The organism is Allobosea sp. GW821-FHT03A12, assembly GCF_058986765.1.
Map to the genome: position 1 here is coordinate 715,794 of NZ_JBYSVZ010000001.1, position 17,917 is coordinate 733,710.

Here is a 17,917-nt window from a genome sequence, read left to right on the forward strand (position 1 = left end):
GGGATCAGCGCTTCAATTTGGGATCGAGGGCGTCGCGCAGCCCGTCGCCGAGCAGGTTGAAGGCGAGCACGGTGATCAGGATGGCAAGGCCCGGGAAGGTGACGACCCACCAGGCGCGCAGCACGAATTCGCGGGCATCGGCGAGCATGGTGCCCCATTCCGGGGTCGGCGGCTGGGCGCCGAGGCCGAGGAAGCCGAGCGCGGCGGCGTCGAGGATCGCGGTGGAGACGCCGAGCGTCGCCTGCACGATCAGCGGCGCGGCGCAGTTCGGCAGGATCTCCGAGAACATCAGCCGGGCGGTCCGTGCGCCGCTGACCTGGGCGGCGACGACATAATCCTTCGAGGATTCGGCGATGACGGCGGCGCGGGTGATGCGGACATAATGCGGCAGCACGACGATGGCGACGGCGAGCATCGCGTTCATCAGGCCGGGGCCGAGGATGGCGACGATGACGATGGCGAGCAGCAGGCTCGGCATGGTCATCAGGATGTCCATCAGCCGCATGATCGCGATGTCGGCGATACCCTTGAAGAAACCGGCGACGAGGCCGAGCACGATGCCGACGACGATGGCGAGCGCGACGACGGCGATGCCGATCACCAGCGAGAGCCGCGCGCCGTAGAGCAGGCGCGAGAGGATGTCGCGGCCGATCGCGTCGGTGCCGAGCGGATAGGAGAGCGAGCCGCCCTCCTGCCAGAACGGCGGCTTCAGGAAGACGGCGTTGTTGGTCAGGTTCGGATCATGCGGGGCGATCAGCGGCGCGAACAGCGCGCAGAACAGCACGAGGCCGATGACGATCAGGCCGGCGACGGCGCCGCGATTGGCGCTGAAATAGGTCCAGAACTCGCGGGCGGGGTGGGGCGGCGCGCCGGCTGGCGTGGCGGGAACTTGCAAGGTTTCGGCGCTCATGGGCGAAGGCTCCGATGGGAGCGAAGGGAGGAAAGAGCGTTCATCGTGCGTGCCTGATGCGCGGGTTGATCAGGCCGTAGGCGAGGTCGACCAGGAGGTTGACGCTCATCACCACCATGCCAAGGAGCAAGGTTCCGCCTTGCAGGACCGGATAGTCGCGCCGGCTGATCGCCTCGATCAGCCATTTGCCGACGCCCGGCCAGGAGAAGATCGTCTCGGTCAGGATCGCGCCGGTGAAGAGCGTGCCGACCTGCAGGCCGATCACGGTGACGACCGGGATCAGCGCATTGCGCAGCGCGTGCAGGGCGACGACCCGCAGCGGCGCCATGCCCTTGGCCCGGGCGGTGCGGATGTAGTCCTCGCCGAGCACCTCCAGCATGGCCGAGCGGGTCATGCGGGCGATGACGGCGAGCGGCACGGTGCCGAGCACGATCGCCGGCAGCACCAGATGCGACAGCGCCGACCAGAAGGCATCGACATCGCCGGCGAGCAGGCTGTCGATGGTGAGGAAGCCGGTGACCGGCTCGATGAAGTACTGCACCGCGATGCGGCCGGAGACCGGGGTGATGCCGAGCTGGACCGAGAACAACAGGATCAGCAGCAGGCCCCACCAGAAGATCGGCATCGAATAGCCGGTGAGCGATATGCCCATCACGCCATGGTCGAAGATCGAATTTCGCTTCACCGCGGCGATGATGCCGGCCGGCAGGCCGATGATCAGCGCGATCAGGATGGCGCAGAGCGCGAGCTCGATCGTGGCCGGGAAGAGCTGGCCGAACTCGGAGAGGACGCTGTCGCGCGTCACGATCGACTTGCCGAGATCGCCCTGCACGACGCGCTCGATATAGCGGCCGTACTGGACGAAGAGCGGCTGGTCGAGCCCGTATTCCTTCAGCAATTGCGCATGGCGGGTGGGGTCGATGCCGCGTTCGCCGGCCATGGTCTCGATCGGATCGCCCGGCACGAGCCGGACCAGGAAGAAGGCCAGCAGCGTGATGCCGATGAAGGTCGGGATGACGAGGCTGACCCTGGTCAGGATGAAGCGAAGCATGGTTGCGCCAGTCTTGTTGGCCGGGCGTCTCGTCGCGCGGCGGCCCCTCTTGTGAGCTTATTCAAGTTCGAATTCAGGCGCAGCGCAAACACCAGAACGCCGCAAAGATCAAGAACGCGGTAACAAAATCGGTGGATCGCCCGGGCGAGGGCGCAGGTTCTCTTCCGCAATCAACGCAAGACTTGAAAAAGCCCGGCGGCTTGCAGCGCAATATTGGGCATCGTACCGGCGCCGGCAAAGCAATGATCGCAATGCCGATGCCGGGATTATTTGACGCGGCGGGTCAGGTCTTGGCCGTCACTTTCCGACCGAGACGCCGTAGAAGGGTTGGCCGCCGAAGAAGTGGATCTTGTAGTCCTTCACCTCCTTGCGCACCGGGGTGAAAGCCTGGGCGTTGGCGAAGAGCAGGCCGGCGACATCCTCGTGGAAGATTTCCTGGAAGCGCTTGTAGAGCTTGCTGCGCTCGGCCTGGTCGGTGATCGTGCTGGCCTTGGCGAGAGCGTCCGAGGCCTCCTTGTTGCACCAGCGCGCCCGGTTGGCACCGGTCGCTACGCCCTCGCAGGTCCAGCCGGTGAGCAGGATCTGGCTCGGATCAGGATAGTCCCAGGTGTAGCCGAACATGCCGACCTCGTGCTCGCCGGCGCGGCCGCGCTTGAGGTATTCGCCCCATTCGAAGGTCTGGATCGTCGCCTTGACGCCGATCCTGGCCCAGTCGGCCTGGATCAATTCTGCGGCGCGCCGGCCGTTCGGCATGTAGGCGCGCACGACGGGGATGGCCCAGAGCGTCGTCTCGAAGCCGTCGGGATAGCCGGCCTCCTTGAGCAGAGCCTTGGCCCTGTCAGGATCATAGGGGCGCGGCTTGAGGTCGGGATCATGCGACCAGAGCGAGGGCGGCACCGCCGAGGCGGTCGGCTTGCCGGTGCCCTGGTAGACCGCGTCGATGATCGCCGGGATGTTGACGGCATAGGCCAGCGCCTCGCGCACGCGCTTGTCGCCGAAGGGCTTCTTCTGCTGGTTGAAGGCGAGGAAGCTCTGATCGGCGATGCTGCCCTGCAGCAGGTTGATGGTCGGTTCGGCTTTCATCGCGGCCAGATCGCCGGGATTGGGATAGCGCGCGATCTGGCATTCGCCGGAGCGGACCTTGGCGAAGCGGACGGCGGCGTCGGGGGTGATCACGAAGATCAGGTCGTTGACCAGCGCCATGCGGTCGCGGTCGCCGGCGGCCTTGGTCCAGTGGTCCGGCACCGCCTTGAAGCGGATCACCGCATCCTTCTGATAGGAGAGCAGCGAGAACGGGCCGGTGCCGATCGGCGCGAAATCGATCTGCTCGGGTGTGCCGGCCTTGCTCATCGCCGCCGCGTATTCGGCCGAGAGGATCGACATCGGCTCGACCGAGAGCGCCGAGAGCAGGGGGGCGTTCGGCTTGGTCAGGACGAGCCTGACGGTGTAGTCGTCGACCTTCTCGACCGCCTTCAGGCTCGGCTTCACGATCTCGCCGAAGAACTGGTAATTGCCGCTGCCGACCTTGGCGTAGGGGTGGTTGGCGTCGAGCATGCGGTTGAACGAGAACAGCACGTCGTCTGCGTTGAACTCGCGCGTCGGGGTGAAGCTCTTGCTGGCGTGCCATTTCACGCCCTTGCGCAGCTTGAAGGTGTAGGTCAGCGCGTCATCCGAGATCGTCCATGACTCGGCCAGGCTCGGGATGATCTGCGAGCCGCCGCGCTCAGTCGCCGTCAGGCGCTCATAGATCTGCGCCGCGACGTCATAGGCGGTGTTCTGGCTGCTGAACTGCGGATTGAGGAAGTCGGGGCTGGCTTCCGAGCAGACGACGAGCGCCTGGGCATTTGCGATGGCGGGCAGCAGCAGGGCGCCGAGGCCGAGGGCCAGGGTAAGGGGGCGGGCGGATCGGGACATGGCGATCTCTCGGGGGCAGGCAGCGGCCGGATCGGGCGCGAAGCCTCATGCCCCGTCGTCTTCCGGCCCGGGAAGGGCGCGGCCCGTGCGGGCCGCGCCGATTGGCAAGCATCATCCGTGCCGGCACCCGGCACGGGTGATGGGTAGGCTCGCTTGCCGAGCTTACTTGATGTCGACGCCGTAGAAGACGTGGCGGCTGAACGGCGAGAGCTTGAAGTCAATCACTTCCTTGCGGACCGGCTTGAGCTGGACCGCATGGGCGATGGTGAACCAGGGCGCCTGCTCCTTGAAGATCACCTGCGCCTGCCGATAGAGCTTCTCGCGCTCGGCCTGATCGGTGATCGTCTTGGCCTTGGTCACCAGCTCGTCGAAGGGCTGGTAGCAGAACTTGGCGACGTTGCCGCCGTTGTTCTTGGAGGCGTCGCAGCCAAGCAGCGTGTGCAGGAAGTTGTCCGGGTCGCCATTGTCGCCGGTCCAGCCGAACATGCCGGTCTGGTGCTCGCCCGCCTGCAGGCGCTTGCGATACTCGCCCCATTCGAAGGTCTTGATCTCGGCCTTGACGCCGACCTTGGCGAGATCGGCCTGCATCAGCTCGGCGATGCGCTTGGCGTTGGGGTTGTAGGGACGCTGGACCGGCATCGCCCAGAGGTCGATCTCCAGCCCGTTCGGATAGCCGGCATCGGCCAGCTCCTTCTTGGCCGCCTCCGGATCATAGGGGTCGTCCTTGATGGTCTCGTTATAGGACCACATCGTCGGCGGGATCGGATTGGTCGCCGCGACGCCGCTGGAGAGATAGACGGCGTCGATGATCGCCTTCTTGTTGATCGCCTTGTTGACGGCGCGGCGGACCTTGACGTCGTCGAAGGGCTTCTTGGTGGTGTTGTAGGCGAGATAGCCGATGTTCAGGCCTGGCTGCTCCAGGATCTGGACATTGGCGTCCTTCTTGATGGCGTCGAGATCGGCCGGGTTCGGATAGGGCATGACATGGCACTCGCCCTTCTGCAGCTTGGCCCAGCGCACCGAGGCGTCCGGCGTGATCGCGAAGATCAGGTCGTCGATCTTGGCCTTGCCGGCCCAGTACTCGGGGAAGGCCTTGTAGCGGATGATCGCGTCCTTCTGGTACTGCACCAGATAGAACGCGCCGGTGCCGACCGGCTCCTGGTCGAGCTTCTCGGGCGTCCCGGCCTTCAGCATCGCATCGGCGTATTCCTTCGACTGCACGCCGGCATATTGCATGGCGAGGTCGGCGAGGAAGGGCGCCTCAGGCTGGTTCAGCGTGATCTTGACGGTGTAGTCATCGACCTTCTCGACCGACTTCAAGAGCTTGGGCATGCCCATGTCGTTGAAGTAGGAGTGGTTCGAGCTGGTCACCTTGTAATAGGGATTGGCTTCCTTCCACTGCCGCTCGAACATGAACATCACGTCGTCGGCGTTGAAGTCGCGCGTCGGCTTGAAGTTCTTGTTCGAATGCCACTTCACGTTCTTGCGCAGGTGGAGCGTGTAGGTCAGGCCATCCGGCGAGACGTCCCATTTCTCGGCCAGGGCGGGCTGAACCTTGACGCCGCCGCGCTCGAACTGGACGATGGTGTCGTAGATCTGGGTGTTGGCGTCGAACGAGGTGCCGGTGGTGTTGACGCTCGGCGCGAAATTCTCCGGGCTGCCTTCCGAGCAATAGACCAGCGTCTTGGCCGCCAGCGGCTGCGCCGCCATCAGCGCCGAGGCCGACAGCGTCGCCAGCAACAATTTCTTCATGGGATCTCTCCTTGAGCCACGCTTCGCCTCGCAAGGCGAACGTTTTCCCCTGTTGGACCGGAAGCCTTGCGGAGGAAATTCCGCTGGCCGCCTTGCCAACAGCTTATTGAAAGTTGGCGGGCGCGAACAGCCGTCCGGGGCTCATCCTGGGCGTGTGTTTTTGCGCCGGAGCACGCAAAAGCCTCATCCGGAAGACCCAGTCTGCGGGGCTGGCCTTCGCTCTCGCGTAAGCCTATGCCATTGCAAGAGAATCACTGAGCGCCGGACCCGATATGCGCATCTGGATCAGGAACCCGCTCGCCATCCTCGCTGGGAATGCCGGGGGCGGGGTGGTGGTCGAGGACGGGGTGATCGTCGAGCTGGTCGCGAGCGGGGCCTATCCGACGCTGCCGGTGACCGAGAGCTTCGATGCCTCCGGCCATGTCGTGCTCCCCGGCCTGATCAACACTCACCACCATTTCTACCAGACGCTAACGCGCGCCCATCCGGCCGCGATCGACCGCGAGCTCTTCCCCTGGCTGAAGGCGCTCTATCCGCTCTGGGCCCGGCTGCGGCCGGAGGATCTGCGCCTCGCGGTGCGGGCCGCACTGGTCGAGCTCATGCTGTCGGGCTGTACTACGGCGGCCGACCATCACTATCTCTACCCGGCCGGGCTGGAGAACGCCGTCGATATCGCGGTGGAAGAGGCGAGGGCGCTCGGCATCCGCGTCACCATCTCGCGTGGCTCGATGAACCTGTCGCGGAAAGATGGTGGCCTGCCGCCCGACGAGGTCGTCCAGGACGAGGACACCATCCTCGCCGATTGCGAGCGGGTGCTTTCCCTGTTCCATGACCCCAAGCCCGGCAGCATGGTGCAGATCGCGCTCGCGCCCTGCTCGCCGTTCTCGGTGACGACCTCGCTGATGGCGGCCTCGGCAGAGTTGGCGACGCGCTTCGATGCGCCGCTGCACACCCATCTGGCGGAGACCGAGGATGAGGATGCCTATTGCCAGGAGGTCTATGGCAAGCGCCCGCTCGACCTTCTGGAAGAGGCTGGCTGGATGCGGCCAAAAACCTGGCTGGCGCACGGCATCCATTTCTCCTGCGAGGAATGCGAGCGGCTCGGCAGGGCCGGGGTCGGCGTCTGCCATTGCCCGACCTCGAACGGCGTGCTCGCCTCGGGCTTCTGCAAGACGCGCGAGCTGGAGGCGGCGGGCGCCCCTGTCGGCCTTGGCGTCGACGGCTCGGCCAGCAATGACGGCTCGAACCTGATCGAGGAGTTGCGTCACGCGCTCCTGGTCAACCGGCTGCACTACAAGAGTGCGAGCGCGGTGACGGCGCGCGACACGATCCGCTGGGCGACGGAAGGCTCGGCCCGCTGCCTCGGCCGTTCTGATATCGGCAGGATAGCCACCGGCCTGCAGGCCGATCTCGCCTTCTACCGGCTCGACGAATTGCGCTTCTCCGGAGCGCATGATCCGATCGCGGCGCTGGTGTTGTGCGGCGCGACCAAAGCCGACCGCGTCATGGTCGGTGGGCGCTGGCGCGTGATCGACGGTGCGATCCCGGGGCTCGATCTCACGAGCCTGCGCCGCGCACATGGGCTCGCGGCGGAGCGTTTCGCCTAAACGTCATTGCGAGCGCAGCGAAGCAATCCAGGGGACGTCGAGCGCTGCCGCCTCTGGATTGCTTCGTCGCTACGCTCCTCGCAATGACGGAAGCGGCTTCAGGAACCCAGTCAGATCGTCGGTGACGAAATGGACATGGGCCGCCTCTACCACCGCCTGCTCCGCGGCGTCGCGGAAGGGGTCGGGCGTGCGCGGCACGATCAGCACCGTCTTCATGCCGAGGTCGTTCGGCACGATCAGGTTCTTGTCGATATCCTCGAACATGGCGGCGCGGGCGGGGTCGACCGCGTGCTTGGCGAGGAAGTTCTCATAGGTCGCGCGCTCGGGCTTGGGCAGGAAACCGGCCTCGACGATGTCGAAGATGTCCTCGAAATGGTGGAGGATGCCGAGCTTGCCGGCGACGTTCTCGGCATGGCCGCGCGAGCCATTGGTCAGGATCAGCTTGCGGCCAGGCAGGGCCGCGATCGCCGCGCCGAGATCGGGATTGGGGTCGAGCATCGACAGGTCGATGTCGTGCGCGAAGGCGAGGAAGTCGTCGGGTTCGATGCCGTGCTCCGCCATCAGCCCGTTCAGCGTCGTGCCGTAGCGCTCGTAATAATAACGGCGCAGCTGCTGCGCGGAGAGGCCGTCGAGGCCGAACAGCTCGAGCAGGAAGAGGGTGATCCGCTCATTGACCTGCGGCCAGACCTGCGCCTCGTGCGAATAGAGCGTGTTGTCGAGGTCGAAGATCCAGTGGTCGACATGGCCGAACGCCGCCTGCTCCGGCAGGAGCGGGATGGCGGTGGTGATTGATGCATTCTGGTTCATTGGGTCATGTCATGTGGGACGCACCATCATGACATGCAAGATGCTTGCAAAACGGTTGCGACAGGGAAGTACTCCGTCATGCTCGGGCTTGGCCCGAGCATCTCCTGCCGGAAGAGGCGCCGATCGACGCCGTCTCGTCCAGAGATTCTCGGGTCTGCGCTTCGCTTCGCCCGAGAATGACGACCTGTGTCACTTCCGGATGATCGTGCCCGAACCGGTATCGGTGAAGAGCTCGATCAGGGCCGCATGCGGGACCTTGCCGTCGAGGATGACGACGGCCTCGACGCCCTTCTCCAGCGCGTAGATGCAGGTCTCGATCTTCGGGATCATGCCGCCGGAGATGGTGCCGTCGGCGATCAGGCGCCGGCACTGCTCGATGGTGAGCTCGGGGATCAGCTGCTTGTCCTTGTCGAGCACGCCCGGCACGTCGGTGAGCAGCAGCAGGCGCTTGGCACCCAGCGCACCCGCGATCGCGCCGGCAAAGGTGTCGGCGTTGACATTGTAGGTCTGGCCGTCGGCGGCGGCGCAGACCGGCGCCAGCACCGGGATCAGCTCTTCCTTGAGGATCGCCTTGAGCACGGTGGTGTCGACCGTCTCGGGCTCGCCGACGAAGCCGAGGTCGAGCACCTGTTCGATCTTCGAATCGGGGTCGACGATGGTGCGGGTCGCCTTCCGGGCGAGGACCATGTTGCCGTCCTTGCCGCAGAGGCCGATCGCCTTGCCGCCCTCGCGCGAGATGTAGCCGACGATCTCCTTGTTGACCGAGCCGGCCAGGACCATCTCGACCACGTCGACGGTGGCGGCGTCGGTGACGCGCAGTCCCTGCTTGAACTCGGACTTGATGCCGAGCTTGTCGAGCATGCGGGCGATCTGCGGCCCGCCGCCATGGCAGACCACCGGCTTCAGCCCGGATTGTTCGAGCAGCACCACGTCCTCGGCGAAATCCTCGGCGGTGGCGGCGTCGCCCATGGCGTTGCCGCCATATTTGATCACGATCACCTCCTGGTCGTAGCGCTGCATGTGCGGCAGCGCCTGGACGAGCAGTTCGGCGGCTTGCGAGGGCGTGAGATTATGGGGGGCGTTCATCGGCAGGCTCCGCGAAGGCGCAGGGAGGCAGCCGCGCCGCGCCGCGTTCTAACTGAAGATATCAGGTGACGAAAGCGTGGCGATGCCGGTCAGGCGCGCTTGGCGAACAGGGCGGCGATGACCAGACCGAGCCAGCCCCCGAGCATCATGAAGCCGCCGGCGGGCGCTGCGCCGAGGAAGAGCCGCTCGCCATGAAAGCCGCGGACCGAAAGATCGGCGGAAAACAGCGCGACACCGAGGATCAGCAGCGAGATCGCGAGCCGCGCCGGCCAGTCTGCCAGTAGTTCGGCGCGCCGCGCCGCGCAGGCGGCCACTACGGCGGGGGCGTGGAACAGCAGCATCTGGCCGGCGATCTGGACATTGTCTGAGGCGCCGGAGTGCGTGCCGGCCGCGAGCAGCGTCACGCCGGTGAGCCCCATCAGCATGGCGATGGTGAGGTGGATGCGGGTCGCGGTGATCATGGGCGTATCCGTGTCGTTAGCCTAGGGCAAAGCGCGCTCCGGCGAGCAGATGCTGTGGCTGAGCGCGAGGTCAAGCACCTGCGGCTGTGGCATCGTGCTCCAGCTGGCGGTCAGCGTCCGCCAGGCGCGTTGCGGCTGAGTTGCGTGACCGGCGCCGGGGCCGAGCCATGGCGGCTCTGATGCTCCAGCTCGGCATTGAGCTCGGCACCGGAGAGCACGATCGTCGCCGAGAGCCAGAGCCAGGTCATGAACACGACGATGGTGGCGAGCGAGCCATAGGTCGCGGTGTAGCGGCCGAGCGTGCTGACATACCAGGAGAAGCCGACGGAGGTCGCGACCCAGAGCAGCGCCGCGGCGATGGCGCCGGGCAGCACCCAGGCGAAGCGCGGCGGCTTGCGGCTCGGGCCGATCCAGTACAGGCAGCCGATCGCGGTGATGCCGACGAGGAAGAAGGCCGGCCAGCGCAGCCAGCGGATCAGCACTTCAAGCTCATGGCCGAAGGGGAAGAGCGCGCTCACCACCGGCAGGCTCGCGATCAGCGACAGGGCCAGGATCAGCACGACAAGGGCGCTCAGCGTCGTGCCGAGCGAGACCAGGTTGAGGCGGATGAAGCCGCGGCGCTCGCGCACGCCATAGATGATGTTGAGCGCATCGAAGACCGCCTTCATCGCGGCATTGGCGCTCCAGACTGCGACGAGGAAGCTGATCAGGAAGGTGACGGAGAGATTGGCGGTGCCTTGGCTCGCCAGCCTGATCGCCTGCTCGCGGATCAGTTCGCGCGCCGCCAGCGGAAAGACGATGGTGACGTCGTCGAGCTGGCCGACGATCGTCGCCGGGTCCGTCAGCATGCCGTAGAGCGTCACCAGCAGTGACAGAGCCGGCACCAGCGAGAGCAGGGTAAAGAAGGCGACGGCGCCGGCGAGCGAGAGCACCCGCGCCTCCTGGATGCGGGCGGCGAAGCGCAGCAGCACGTCCTTCCAGCCGCGCCAGGGTAGGGTGATCGGGCTCCTGGCCCCGCGTCCGCGTCTCGCCTGGCGCAACGGCTCGCCGATCCGGCGCGAGACCAGACCATGGACATAGCCGGCGACGACGGCGGCGAGTCCGGCAGCGCCTGTCAGTCGCTTGAAATAGGCCATGGGCGCTCCGGTCGAAGGCCGCCGATCTTAAACGGCTCCGTCGCGCTGCCAACGTCGTGGCGGAGGTTTTCGTTCCGGCCCGGTGCTGGCGATGAGGCGGCTTAGAGGTTCGTTAACCTTAACAATTTCATAATCGCACTCCCATCGCCATCGCGGCGCCGGCCGGATTCTCCTTGGCTGCAGCCGTCGTTCGAGCCGAGATCTTGATGAAGACCCTGCTGAAAGCCGCCGTCGCAGCCATCGCCCTGCTCAGTGCCGGAGCCTCCCTGGCGGCCGATCTGCGTGGCAGGGGCGTCCTCCCGCCGGCGCCGGAACTGCCGACCTTCTACAACTGGAGTGGCCTCTATGTCGGCGGCCAGGTCGGCTATTCCTGGGGCTCCGACCGGGCCAGCGAATTCGCGACTGCCGGTCGTGTGCCGCTCGGCCGCTCCTTCGACTACAGCCCCTCCTCGTTCATCGGCGGTGCCCGCCTCGGCTTCAACTATCAGCTCGGCGCGATCGTGGTCGGCGTGGAGGGCGACATCGAGGGCATGAATGCCGCTGAAGGGAAGGGCGATCTCGGCGGCACGGTTCGGGTGCGACAGGACTGGCAGGGCTCGGTGCGTGCCCGTCTCGGCTACAGCCTCGACCGGATCATGATCTACGCCACCGGCGGCGTCGCGTTCACCAAGCTCGAATATGCCTATGTCAGTCCGCTTGCCGGCCTGACCGAGACGATCAATTCCTCCAGGACCGGCTGGACGGTCGGCGGCGGCGTCGACTACGCCTTGACCGACAATCTGATCCTCGGCCTCGACTATCGCTATACCGATTATGGCCGCTTCGACCATGTCGGCGCGGGCGCCTATCTCGGCCGCACGGTCGAGCACGAGCCCACCGCCCATGCGGTGCGCGCCAGCCTCGCCTACAAGTTCTGACCGCGGCTGCCGCTGTTCACCTGAACAGGCGCTGGCCGAAGACATTGAGCAGCAACCCGGCGATGATCAGGGCGGAGGCCAGCAGCTTCCAGGGCTGGATGGCTTCGCCGAGCAGGACCGCCGAGCCGAGGAAGCCGAAGACCGGAACGAGTAACGTGAAGGGCGCGACGGTCGCCACGGGATAGAGCGCCAGCAACAGGCTCCAGGCCCCGAAGCAGAACAGGGTCGAGATGTAGACGAGATAGGCGATTGCGCCGAGCGAGGTCCAGTCGAGCCCGCTGAAGCTGGCCGCCAGGCCTTGCGGGTCGAGGATCAGCGCAACCGCCAGTAAGGGCGGCGTGGCGAACAGGCTTCCCCAGCAGACCAGGCCGAGCACGTTGATCGCGCCATGACGCATCGAGATGATGCGCGAGACGATGTTGCCGCCGCCCCATGCCATCGCCCCCAGGATCAGCAGCGACAGGCCGGCGAGTGTGATGTCGCCGCCAAGATTCGCCGCAACGACGGCGATGCCGCCGAAGGCGAAGAGGGCGCCGAGGAGCTGCCAGCGCGTCGGCCGCTCGGCGAGGAAGAGCACGGCAAAGCCGATGGTGAAGAAGACCTGCAGCTGCATGACCAGCGAGGCCAGCCCGGCGCTGACGCCGACCTTCATGCCAGTGAAGAGGAAGCCGAATTGCAGCGCGAAGATGAGCAGGCTGTACAGCGCCAGCGACCCGAGCGGGATCTGTGGCCGTCGAATGAAGAAGATCCACGGGAAAGCTGCGAGAACAAAGCGGATGACGCCGAGGCCGAGCGGCGAGATCTGGCGCAGGCCGAGCTTGATGATCGCGAAATTGACGCCCCAGAAGAAGACGACCACGAGCGCGAGCAGGAGGTGACGCGGTTTCATCGAATCCTGCCGGAGAGAGTCCTCAGCCCGCCCGGCGGAACATGCCGGGCGTGATGCCATGTACGGCGCGGAAGCTGCGCGAGAGATGGCTCTGGTCGGAAAAGCCGGCGGCGAAGGCGGCGTCCGCCAGGCTCAGCCCCTCCTGGATCAGCCGGTTGGCGCGGCGCAGGCGGCGGTCGCGGATGAAGATGGCCGGCGTCGAGCCGGTGAGCTTCTTGAAGTCGCGGATGACCTGGAAGCGGGTAACGCCGGCGGCTGCGGCAAGAACCTGCAGGTCGAGCTCGTCGGAGAGGCCTGCCTCGATCATCTCCTCATAGCGCGAGAACCTGCGCTGAGCGCCTGAGCGATCGAGCAGCTCGGCCGGCCGATCGACGTCGCCATGCCACAGGATCAGGCGGCGCAGCGCAGCCAACAGCGAGGCTTCGGCGCGGGTCGCATCCGCCGAGGTCGATTCCGCATGGGCGGCGGCGAGCAACCGGGAGAGGCTGGGGTCGTCGAGCAGCGTCTGCGGGAACAGCGGCGCCTGCGCCTGCCCGAGCTCGTTTGCGACCTCCGAAAGCAGCGCAACCGACGGATAGAAGGTACGGTAGGCCCAGCCCTGCTCGGCGCCGGCCTCACCATCGTGCCATTCCTCGGGATTGACGACGAGCACCGAGCCGGCCGGCGCCAGCACCTCCTGTCTGCCGACGCGGACGCGTTCGCAGCCCTCGGTGATCAGCGCGATGACATAGCCTTCATGGGTGTGGCGGTCATAGCGATGCTCGCGAAAGCGCGCTGCGAGCAGGCCGAGCTCGCGGAAGGCGGCGTGGCGCCAGAATGCCTGACTTTCCTGTCGCGGCTCACTCATCGGTCAATCTGGTTCAAGACGCTGCCCGGCCCGCTCTCCTAATCCTGATACACGGACAGGAGAGAACCATGTTGCACAATGACCCGATCGCCAAGCTGACGCCAGAGGTCGTCGCCTGGCGCCATCACATCCACGCCAATCCCGAACTCGGCTTCCAGGAAGTCGAGACCGCACGCTTCGTCGCCGACAAGCTGCGCTCCTTCGGCCTCGAGGTGCAGGAAGGGATCGGCGGCACTGGCGTCGTCGGGACTTTGCGCGCCGGCTCCGGCAAGCGCGCCATCGGCCTGCGCGCCGAGCTCGACGCGCTGCCGGTAATCGAACGCACCGGCCTGCCCTACGCCTCGAAGAGGGAGGGCGTGATGCATGCCTGCGGCCATGACGGCCACAGCGCCATGCTGCTCGGGGCGGCGAAGCTCCTCAGCGAAACCCCGGATTTCGACGGCACCGTCCACTTCATCTTCCAGCCGGCCGAGGAGAACGAAGGCGGCAGCATGAGGATGATCGAGGCCGGGCTGTTCGAGCGCTTCCCGGTCGAGGCCGTCTATGCCGTGCATAACTGGCCAGGCGTGCCCTTCGGCACGATCGCGGCCCGCGCCGGGGCGCAGATGGCGGCGGTCGACAATTTCGAACTGCGCTTCTCCGGCCTCGGCGCTCATGTCGCCATGCCGCATCTCGGCGATGATCCGATCCTCGCGGCCGGGGCCTTCATCCAGAGCGTGCAGCGCATCGTCTCGCGTGGCGTCGACCCGCAGACGCCGATCGTCGTCAGCCTGACGCAGGTCCATGGCGGCAATGTCGGCAATATCGTGCCGAAGGAGGTCTGGCTGCAGAGCACCTGCCGCTTCTTCGATCCGGCGCTGTCGGATCTGTGCGAGCGGCTCATCGGCGAGATCGCGCAGGGTGTCGCCATCTCGCATGGCGTCACCGCGACGCTCGATTACAAGCGCGGCTATCCGCCGGTGATCAATACCGTCGAGGCGGCGGCGCAGGCTGCGCGGGCGGCGGCCGCGGCGGTCGGGCTGCAGAACGTCTCGACCGAGTTCAAGCCAAGCCTGGGCTGCGAGGACTTCGCCTTCATGATCCGGGCCGCAGGCGGTTGCTATGCCTGGATCGGCGCCGGGGAGGTCGGCCCCGGCGAAGGCCTGCATGGCGACCGTTACGTCTTCAATGACGGCATCGTGCCGCATGTGCTGCGCTACTGGCAGAGCCTCGTCGCCGGTGCCTTGCCGAAGGCCAAGCCATGAACGCGCATGTCCCGACCCGCAGGGTGATCGAGCGTCGCTGTGGCGGGCGCATCCTGCTCGACGGCGTCGACACGATCATGCTCGGCGCCAACGACTATCTCGGCCTCTCGACCGATGAGCGCGTGCTGGCGGCGACCAATGAGGCGCTGCGGCTCTATGGCAGCGGGACCGGGATATACCCGGTCTTCGCGACGACGCCTTTGCACGAGGCGCTGGCGGAGAACCTTGCCTCCTTCCTCGGCGTCGAGGCGGTGGCGCTGTTTTCGTCAGGCGGCAGCGCCAATGGCGGGGTGCTGACCACATTGGTCGGGGCCGGCGACGTCATCATCTCCGACCGGCTGAACCATGCCAGCATCATCGATGGCTGCCGGCTCAGCCGCGCCGACGTCGAGACCTATGAGAACCGCAACGTCGCTGGCCTGCGCCGGGTGCTGGAGGGGACAAGGCGGGCGAAGCGCCGGCTGATCGTCACCGACGGCATCTTCAGCATGGAGGGCGGTGCGGCGCCGCTGCCGGAAATCCAGGCGCTGGCGCGCGAGTTCGATGCGCTGCTGATGATCGACGAGGCACACGCGACCGGCGTGGTCGGGCCTGGCGGCACCGGAACCGCGCCGCTCTGCGGCCTTACTAATGGCGCGCCGGGCATGCTGCTGACCGGCTCGCTGTCGAAGGCGCTGGGCGGCGCCAGCGGCGGTTTTGTCGCCGGGCCACGCGCGTTGATCGAGACGCTGAAGGGCAAGTCGCGCAGCTGGATCTTCACCATGGGGATGACCACGGCCAATGCCGCGACGGCTCTGACGGCGCTGAAGATCTGCCGCGACGATCCTTCGCCCCGCGAGCGGCTCTGGCGCAATGTCGCGCATCTACGCGAGGCGCTGCGCTTCTATGCGCTCGCCTGCCATGACAGCGACAGCGCCATTACTGCCGTGAAGGTCGGCGGCGAGGAGCGGGCACGGGCGATGACGATGCGCCTGACCCGGGCTGGAGTCTTCGCCCCGGCGGTGTCCTTCCCGATCGTGGCGCAGGGCGAGGCGCGGCTACGGCTGCAGGTCAGCGCTGCGCATGAGACGGCCGAGCTCGACGAGGCCGCGGCCGCGCTGGCGACGGCCTTTGCCGAGACGGGTTGAGGTCAGCTCGCAGCGAGCCGGTAGAGATGTACCGGCTTGCGCGGGGCGCGCCTGATCACGCCTTTCGCTTCGAGGTCGAGCTGGACGGCCTTCAGCCACCAGCCGGCTGTGGCGCCCTGCGGGAAGAGCTCGTCCGGCAGGAGCGGCAGCAGCGCCTCCTTCGCGTCCGGGACGGTCAGGCCGGGCGCCTCCTCCGGCAGTGCGGCCAGCAAAGCCTTGCGCATCGCCTGGTATTTGGCGCGGTCGACCCGCTCGGACTTGCCGGGCTTGTTGACGTTCTCGATCTCGATTTTGTCGTCAGGCATCGATCGTCCCCGCTGTCGTGATTGTCGGATTGCGGAAGCCCATGGCGATCCAGGCGCCCAGCAGCTTGGCGTAGAAGGACACCGTGTGGGTCTTCAGGTTCGGGATGTCGGCCGGCAGTGCGGAGCCGTCGGGCAGGTCGCCGGTCATGGTCCGCAATTCCGGCCTCGGCCGGGCCGCTTCAGGCCAAAGATGGAGATAGAGGCTGAGCCAGTGCGCGCCCTTCATCTCCAGGAAGACCGGCGTGTTGCAGCAAGTCGCGACGATGCGGCGCGAGCCGGCATCGGGCTTCAGCCTGAATTCGCGCAGGCTTTCCGCGCCCGCGACGATCTCGACCATGTCCTTGCGGTACTCGGCCGACGGCGTCGCGCCATATGAGGTGAGGATGTCGCTGCCGCCGGGCAGCTTGGCGAGCCACGCCGCGGCGGCCCGGCAGCTGTCGCACAGGCACTCCGAGACGAGGATGGGGGCGCCGTGAACTCGGAGCTGCGTATGGCGGCAAGCGCATCCGATCGTCATGAACTGGCTCATGCTGCGCACTCCTCGGCGACGTGGAAGAGATGGCGGATGTAGCGATCGAGATGGTCGAGGCTTTCGCGTGCGAGATCCGGATCGTTGCCGGCCTTGGCGAGGACGAAGCCGCCCTGCAGCACGGCCTGGGTGTGCCGGGCCAGGCTCTGCGCGCTCCAGCCGGTCGTGGTGATGCCGTGATCGCGGCGAGCCTGCTCGATATCGGCCTCCAGCGTCGCGGCATGGCCGAAGATGCTGCGGCCGCAGGCGTCGCGGATGTCGGGTGCGCTGGCGTGGACCTCCTGCGCCATCGTCCCGACCAGGCAGGTGAACTCGTGGATATCGCCGGCGATGATCGCCTTGCGGAAGGCGACATAGGCGAGGACGCGGGCGAGGGCGTCGGCCGGCTGATGATAGGGCGCCGCGGCGAAGAAGGGCGTGACTTCCTGTGTCCAGAACTCGGCAGCGGCGACGCCGAGCACCTCCTTGCTCGCGAAATGATGGAAGAAGGCGCCCTTGGTGACATCGGCGGCGCGGCAGAGATCGTCGACGCTGGTGCCGGCGAAACCCTTGGCGCGAATGACGTCCCGCGCCGCTTCGAGCAGGCGGGTGCGGGCATTGCCGCGTTCGGGTGACTGTTTGGTGGGCCGCGGCATGGCCAATACATACCATTTAGTTGGTATGCTGCAACCGGTTTCTTGCTAACTGCCGAAACGGCGGTCTCGGCGCATTGACAAAAAAATTTGTCAATGCAAGCTTCCGGGGATGCTCGACCTTGATGTCATCGATGATCCCGCTCGCGCCGCCGTGGCGCTCGACCCGGTGAAGCGGCGAATCCTGGCCGAACTCTCCGAGCCGGCTTCGGCCGCGGCGCTTGCGGGCCGCGTTGGGCTCACCCGGCAGAAGGTCAATTACCATTTGCGCGCGCTCGAAGAGCACCAGCTGGTCGCGCCGGCGGGTGAGCGGCACTGGGGTGGGCTGACCGAGCGACTGCTGGTGGCGAGCGCCGCGTCCTTCGTCGTCTCACCGGCGGCGCTCGGTTCGATAGGGGCCGATCCCGAGCGCAACCCTGACCGCCTCTCGGCGAGCTACCTGATCGCGCTCGCGGCCAGGATCGTGCGCGAGGTCGGGGCGCTCTGGCGCGAGGCCCGTCGGCAGGACAAGCGGCTGGCGACGCTCTCGCTCGACAGCGTCATCCGCTTCCGCTCGCCGACCGAGCGCGCTGCCTTCACCCGTGAGCTTACCGAAACCGTGGCGGCGCTCGCCGCTCGCTATCACGACGACAGCGCGCCGGGCGGGCGCTCGCATCGCCTCGTGGTCGCCGCCTATCCGGCGCCCGAACCGACCAAGTCCTGA

At 66.6% G+C, this 17,917-nt stretch carries 18 protein-coding genes; 5 read left to right on the forward strand and 13 right to left on the reverse strand.

The window, feature by feature from the left end; all coding sequences use genetic code 11:
• Positions 1–4 precede the first annotated feature (4 nt).
• The 4 genes from AC3WLC_RS03390 to AC3WLC_RS03405 all read right to left on the reverse strand — a co-directional run bounded on the left by AC3WLC_RS03390 (position 5) and on the right by AC3WLC_RS03405 (position 5,627).
• Positions 5–910, reverse strand: a complete 906-nt coding sequence (locus tag AC3WLC_RS03390) for an ABC transporter permease subunit (RefSeq protein ID WP_152015600.1) — start codon at positions 908–910, stop codon at positions 5–7.
• A 40-nt stretch (positions 911–950) separates the two neighbouring features.
• The gene (locus tag AC3WLC_RS03395; RefSeq protein ID WP_152015601.1) at positions 951–1,961 is read right to left on the reverse strand and encodes an ABC transporter permease subunit; all 1,011 of its coding nucleotides are present in this window, start codon (positions 1,959–1,961) and stop codon (positions 951–953) included.
• 297 nt (positions 1,962–2,258) lie between these two features.
• On the reverse strand, positions 2,259–3,875 hold the full coding sequence (locus tag AC3WLC_RS03400) for an ABC transporter substrate-binding protein (RefSeq protein ID WP_493682516.1): 1,617 nt from the start codon (positions 3,873–3,875) through the stop codon (positions 2,259–2,261).
• 162 nt (positions 3,876–4,037) lie between these two features.
• The gene (locus tag AC3WLC_RS03405; protein ID WP_152015603.1) at positions 4,038–5,627 is read right to left on the reverse strand and encodes an ABC transporter substrate-binding protein; all 1,590 of its coding nucleotides are present in this window, start codon (positions 5,625–5,627) and stop codon (positions 4,038–4,040) included.
• A gap of 272 nt (positions 5,628–5,899) precedes the next feature.
• Between AC3WLC_RS03405 and AC3WLC_RS03410 the strand changes: the two genes are divergently transcribed.
• Entirely contained in the window at positions 5,900–7,234 is a 1,335-nt protein-coding gene (locus tag AC3WLC_RS03410) for an 8-oxoguanine deaminase (RefSeq protein ID WP_493682517.1), read from the forward strand.
• A 69-nt stretch (positions 7,235–7,303) separates the two neighbouring features.
• Here the strand turns inward: AC3WLC_RS03410 and AC3WLC_RS03415 are convergent, their stop codons facing one another.
• From AC3WLC_RS03415 to AC3WLC_RS03430, 4 genes are all read right to left on the reverse strand, one after another.
• Positions 7,304–8,041 (reverse strand): pyrimidine 5'-nucleotidase, encoded by a 738-nt coding sequence (locus AC3WLC_RS03415; RefSeq protein ID WP_493682518.1) that lies wholly within the window; start codon positions 8,039–8,041, stop codon positions 7,304–7,306.
• A 189-nt stretch (positions 8,042–8,230) separates the two neighbouring features.
• Entirely contained in the window at positions 8,231–9,127 is an 897-nt protein-coding gene (gene argB, locus AC3WLC_RS03420; protein WP_493682520.1) for an acetylglutamate kinase, read from the reverse strand.
• An 89-nt stretch (positions 9,128–9,216) separates the two neighbouring features.
• A complete protein-coding gene (locus AC3WLC_RS03425; protein WP_493682521.1) occupies positions 9,217–9,588 on the reverse strand; it encodes a DUF423 domain-containing protein in 372 nt (123 codons plus the stop codon).
• Positions 9,589–9,698: 110 nt separating this feature from the next.
• Positions 9,699–10,724, reverse strand: coding sequence for a YihY/virulence factor BrkB family protein (locus AC3WLC_RS03430; protein ID WP_493682522.1), 1,026 nt, complete (start codon positions 10,722–10,724; stop codon positions 9,699–9,701).
• A gap of 206 nt (positions 10,725–10,930) precedes the next feature.
• On the opposite strand from AC3WLC_RS03430, the gene AC3WLC_RS03435 reads away from it, so the two are divergent.
• A complete protein-coding gene (locus tag AC3WLC_RS03435; protein ID WP_493682523.1) occupies positions 10,931–11,641 on the forward strand; it encodes an outer membrane protein in 711 nt (236 codons plus the stop codon).
• Between the two features lie 16 nt (positions 11,642–11,657).
• Here AC3WLC_RS03435 and AC3WLC_RS03440 read toward each other — a convergent pair whose 3' ends face one another.
• Positions 11,658–12,530: an EamA family transporter gene (locus tag AC3WLC_RS03440; protein ID WP_493682524.1), complete on the reverse strand. Its 873-nt coding sequence runs from the start codon at positions 12,528–12,530 to the stop codon at positions 11,658–11,660.
• A gap of 22 nt (positions 12,531–12,552) precedes the next feature.
• On the reverse strand, positions 12,553–13,377 hold the full coding sequence (locus AC3WLC_RS03445; RefSeq protein ID WP_493682526.1) for an AraC family transcriptional regulator: 825 nt from the start codon (positions 13,375–13,377) through the stop codon (positions 12,553–12,555).
• A gap of 68 nt (positions 13,378–13,445) precedes the next feature.
• Here AC3WLC_RS03445 and AC3WLC_RS03450 point away from each other — a divergent pair, with 68 nt between their 5' ends.
• Positions 13,446–14,621, forward strand: coding sequence for an amidohydrolase (locus AC3WLC_RS03450; RefSeq protein ID WP_493682527.1), 1,176 nt, complete (start codon positions 13,446–13,448; stop codon positions 14,619–14,621).
• Positions 14,618–15,748, forward strand: coding sequence for an aminotransferase class I/II-fold pyridoxal phosphate-dependent enzyme (locus AC3WLC_RS03455; RefSeq protein ID WP_493682529.1), 1,131 nt, complete (start codon positions 14,618–14,620; stop codon positions 15,746–15,748). The genes AC3WLC_RS03450 and AC3WLC_RS03455 overlap by 4 nt, the downstream gene beginning before the upstream one ends.
• Positions 15,749–15,750: 2 nt before the next feature.
• Here the strand turns inward: AC3WLC_RS03455 and AC3WLC_RS03460 are convergent, their stop codons facing one another.
• The 3 genes from AC3WLC_RS03460 to AC3WLC_RS03470 are packed head-to-tail and all read right to left on the reverse strand — an operon-like array spanning position 15,751 to position 17,217.
• Positions 15,751–16,053 (reverse strand): DUF6958 family protein, encoded by a 303-nt coding sequence (locus tag AC3WLC_RS03460; RefSeq protein WP_377800115.1) that lies wholly within the window; start codon positions 16,051–16,053, stop codon positions 15,751–15,753.
• Entirely contained in the window at positions 16,046–16,582 is a 537-nt protein-coding gene (locus tag AC3WLC_RS03465) for a GFA family protein (protein ID WP_493682531.1), read from the reverse strand. Before AC3WLC_RS03465 ends, AC3WLC_RS03460 begins: the two co-directional genes overlap by 8 nt.
• Positions 16,579–17,217 (reverse strand): TetR/AcrR family transcriptional regulator, encoded by a 639-nt coding sequence (locus AC3WLC_RS03470; RefSeq protein WP_493682533.1) that lies wholly within the window; start codon positions 17,215–17,217, stop codon positions 16,579–16,581. Before AC3WLC_RS03470 ends, AC3WLC_RS03465 begins: the two co-directional genes overlap by 4 nt.
• 109 nt (positions 17,218–17,326) lie before the next feature.
• On the opposite strand from AC3WLC_RS03470, the gene AC3WLC_RS03475 reads away from it, so the two are divergent.
• Entirely contained in the window at positions 17,327–17,917 is a 591-nt protein-coding gene (locus AC3WLC_RS03475; protein WP_493682535.1) for an ArsR/SmtB family transcription factor, read from the forward strand.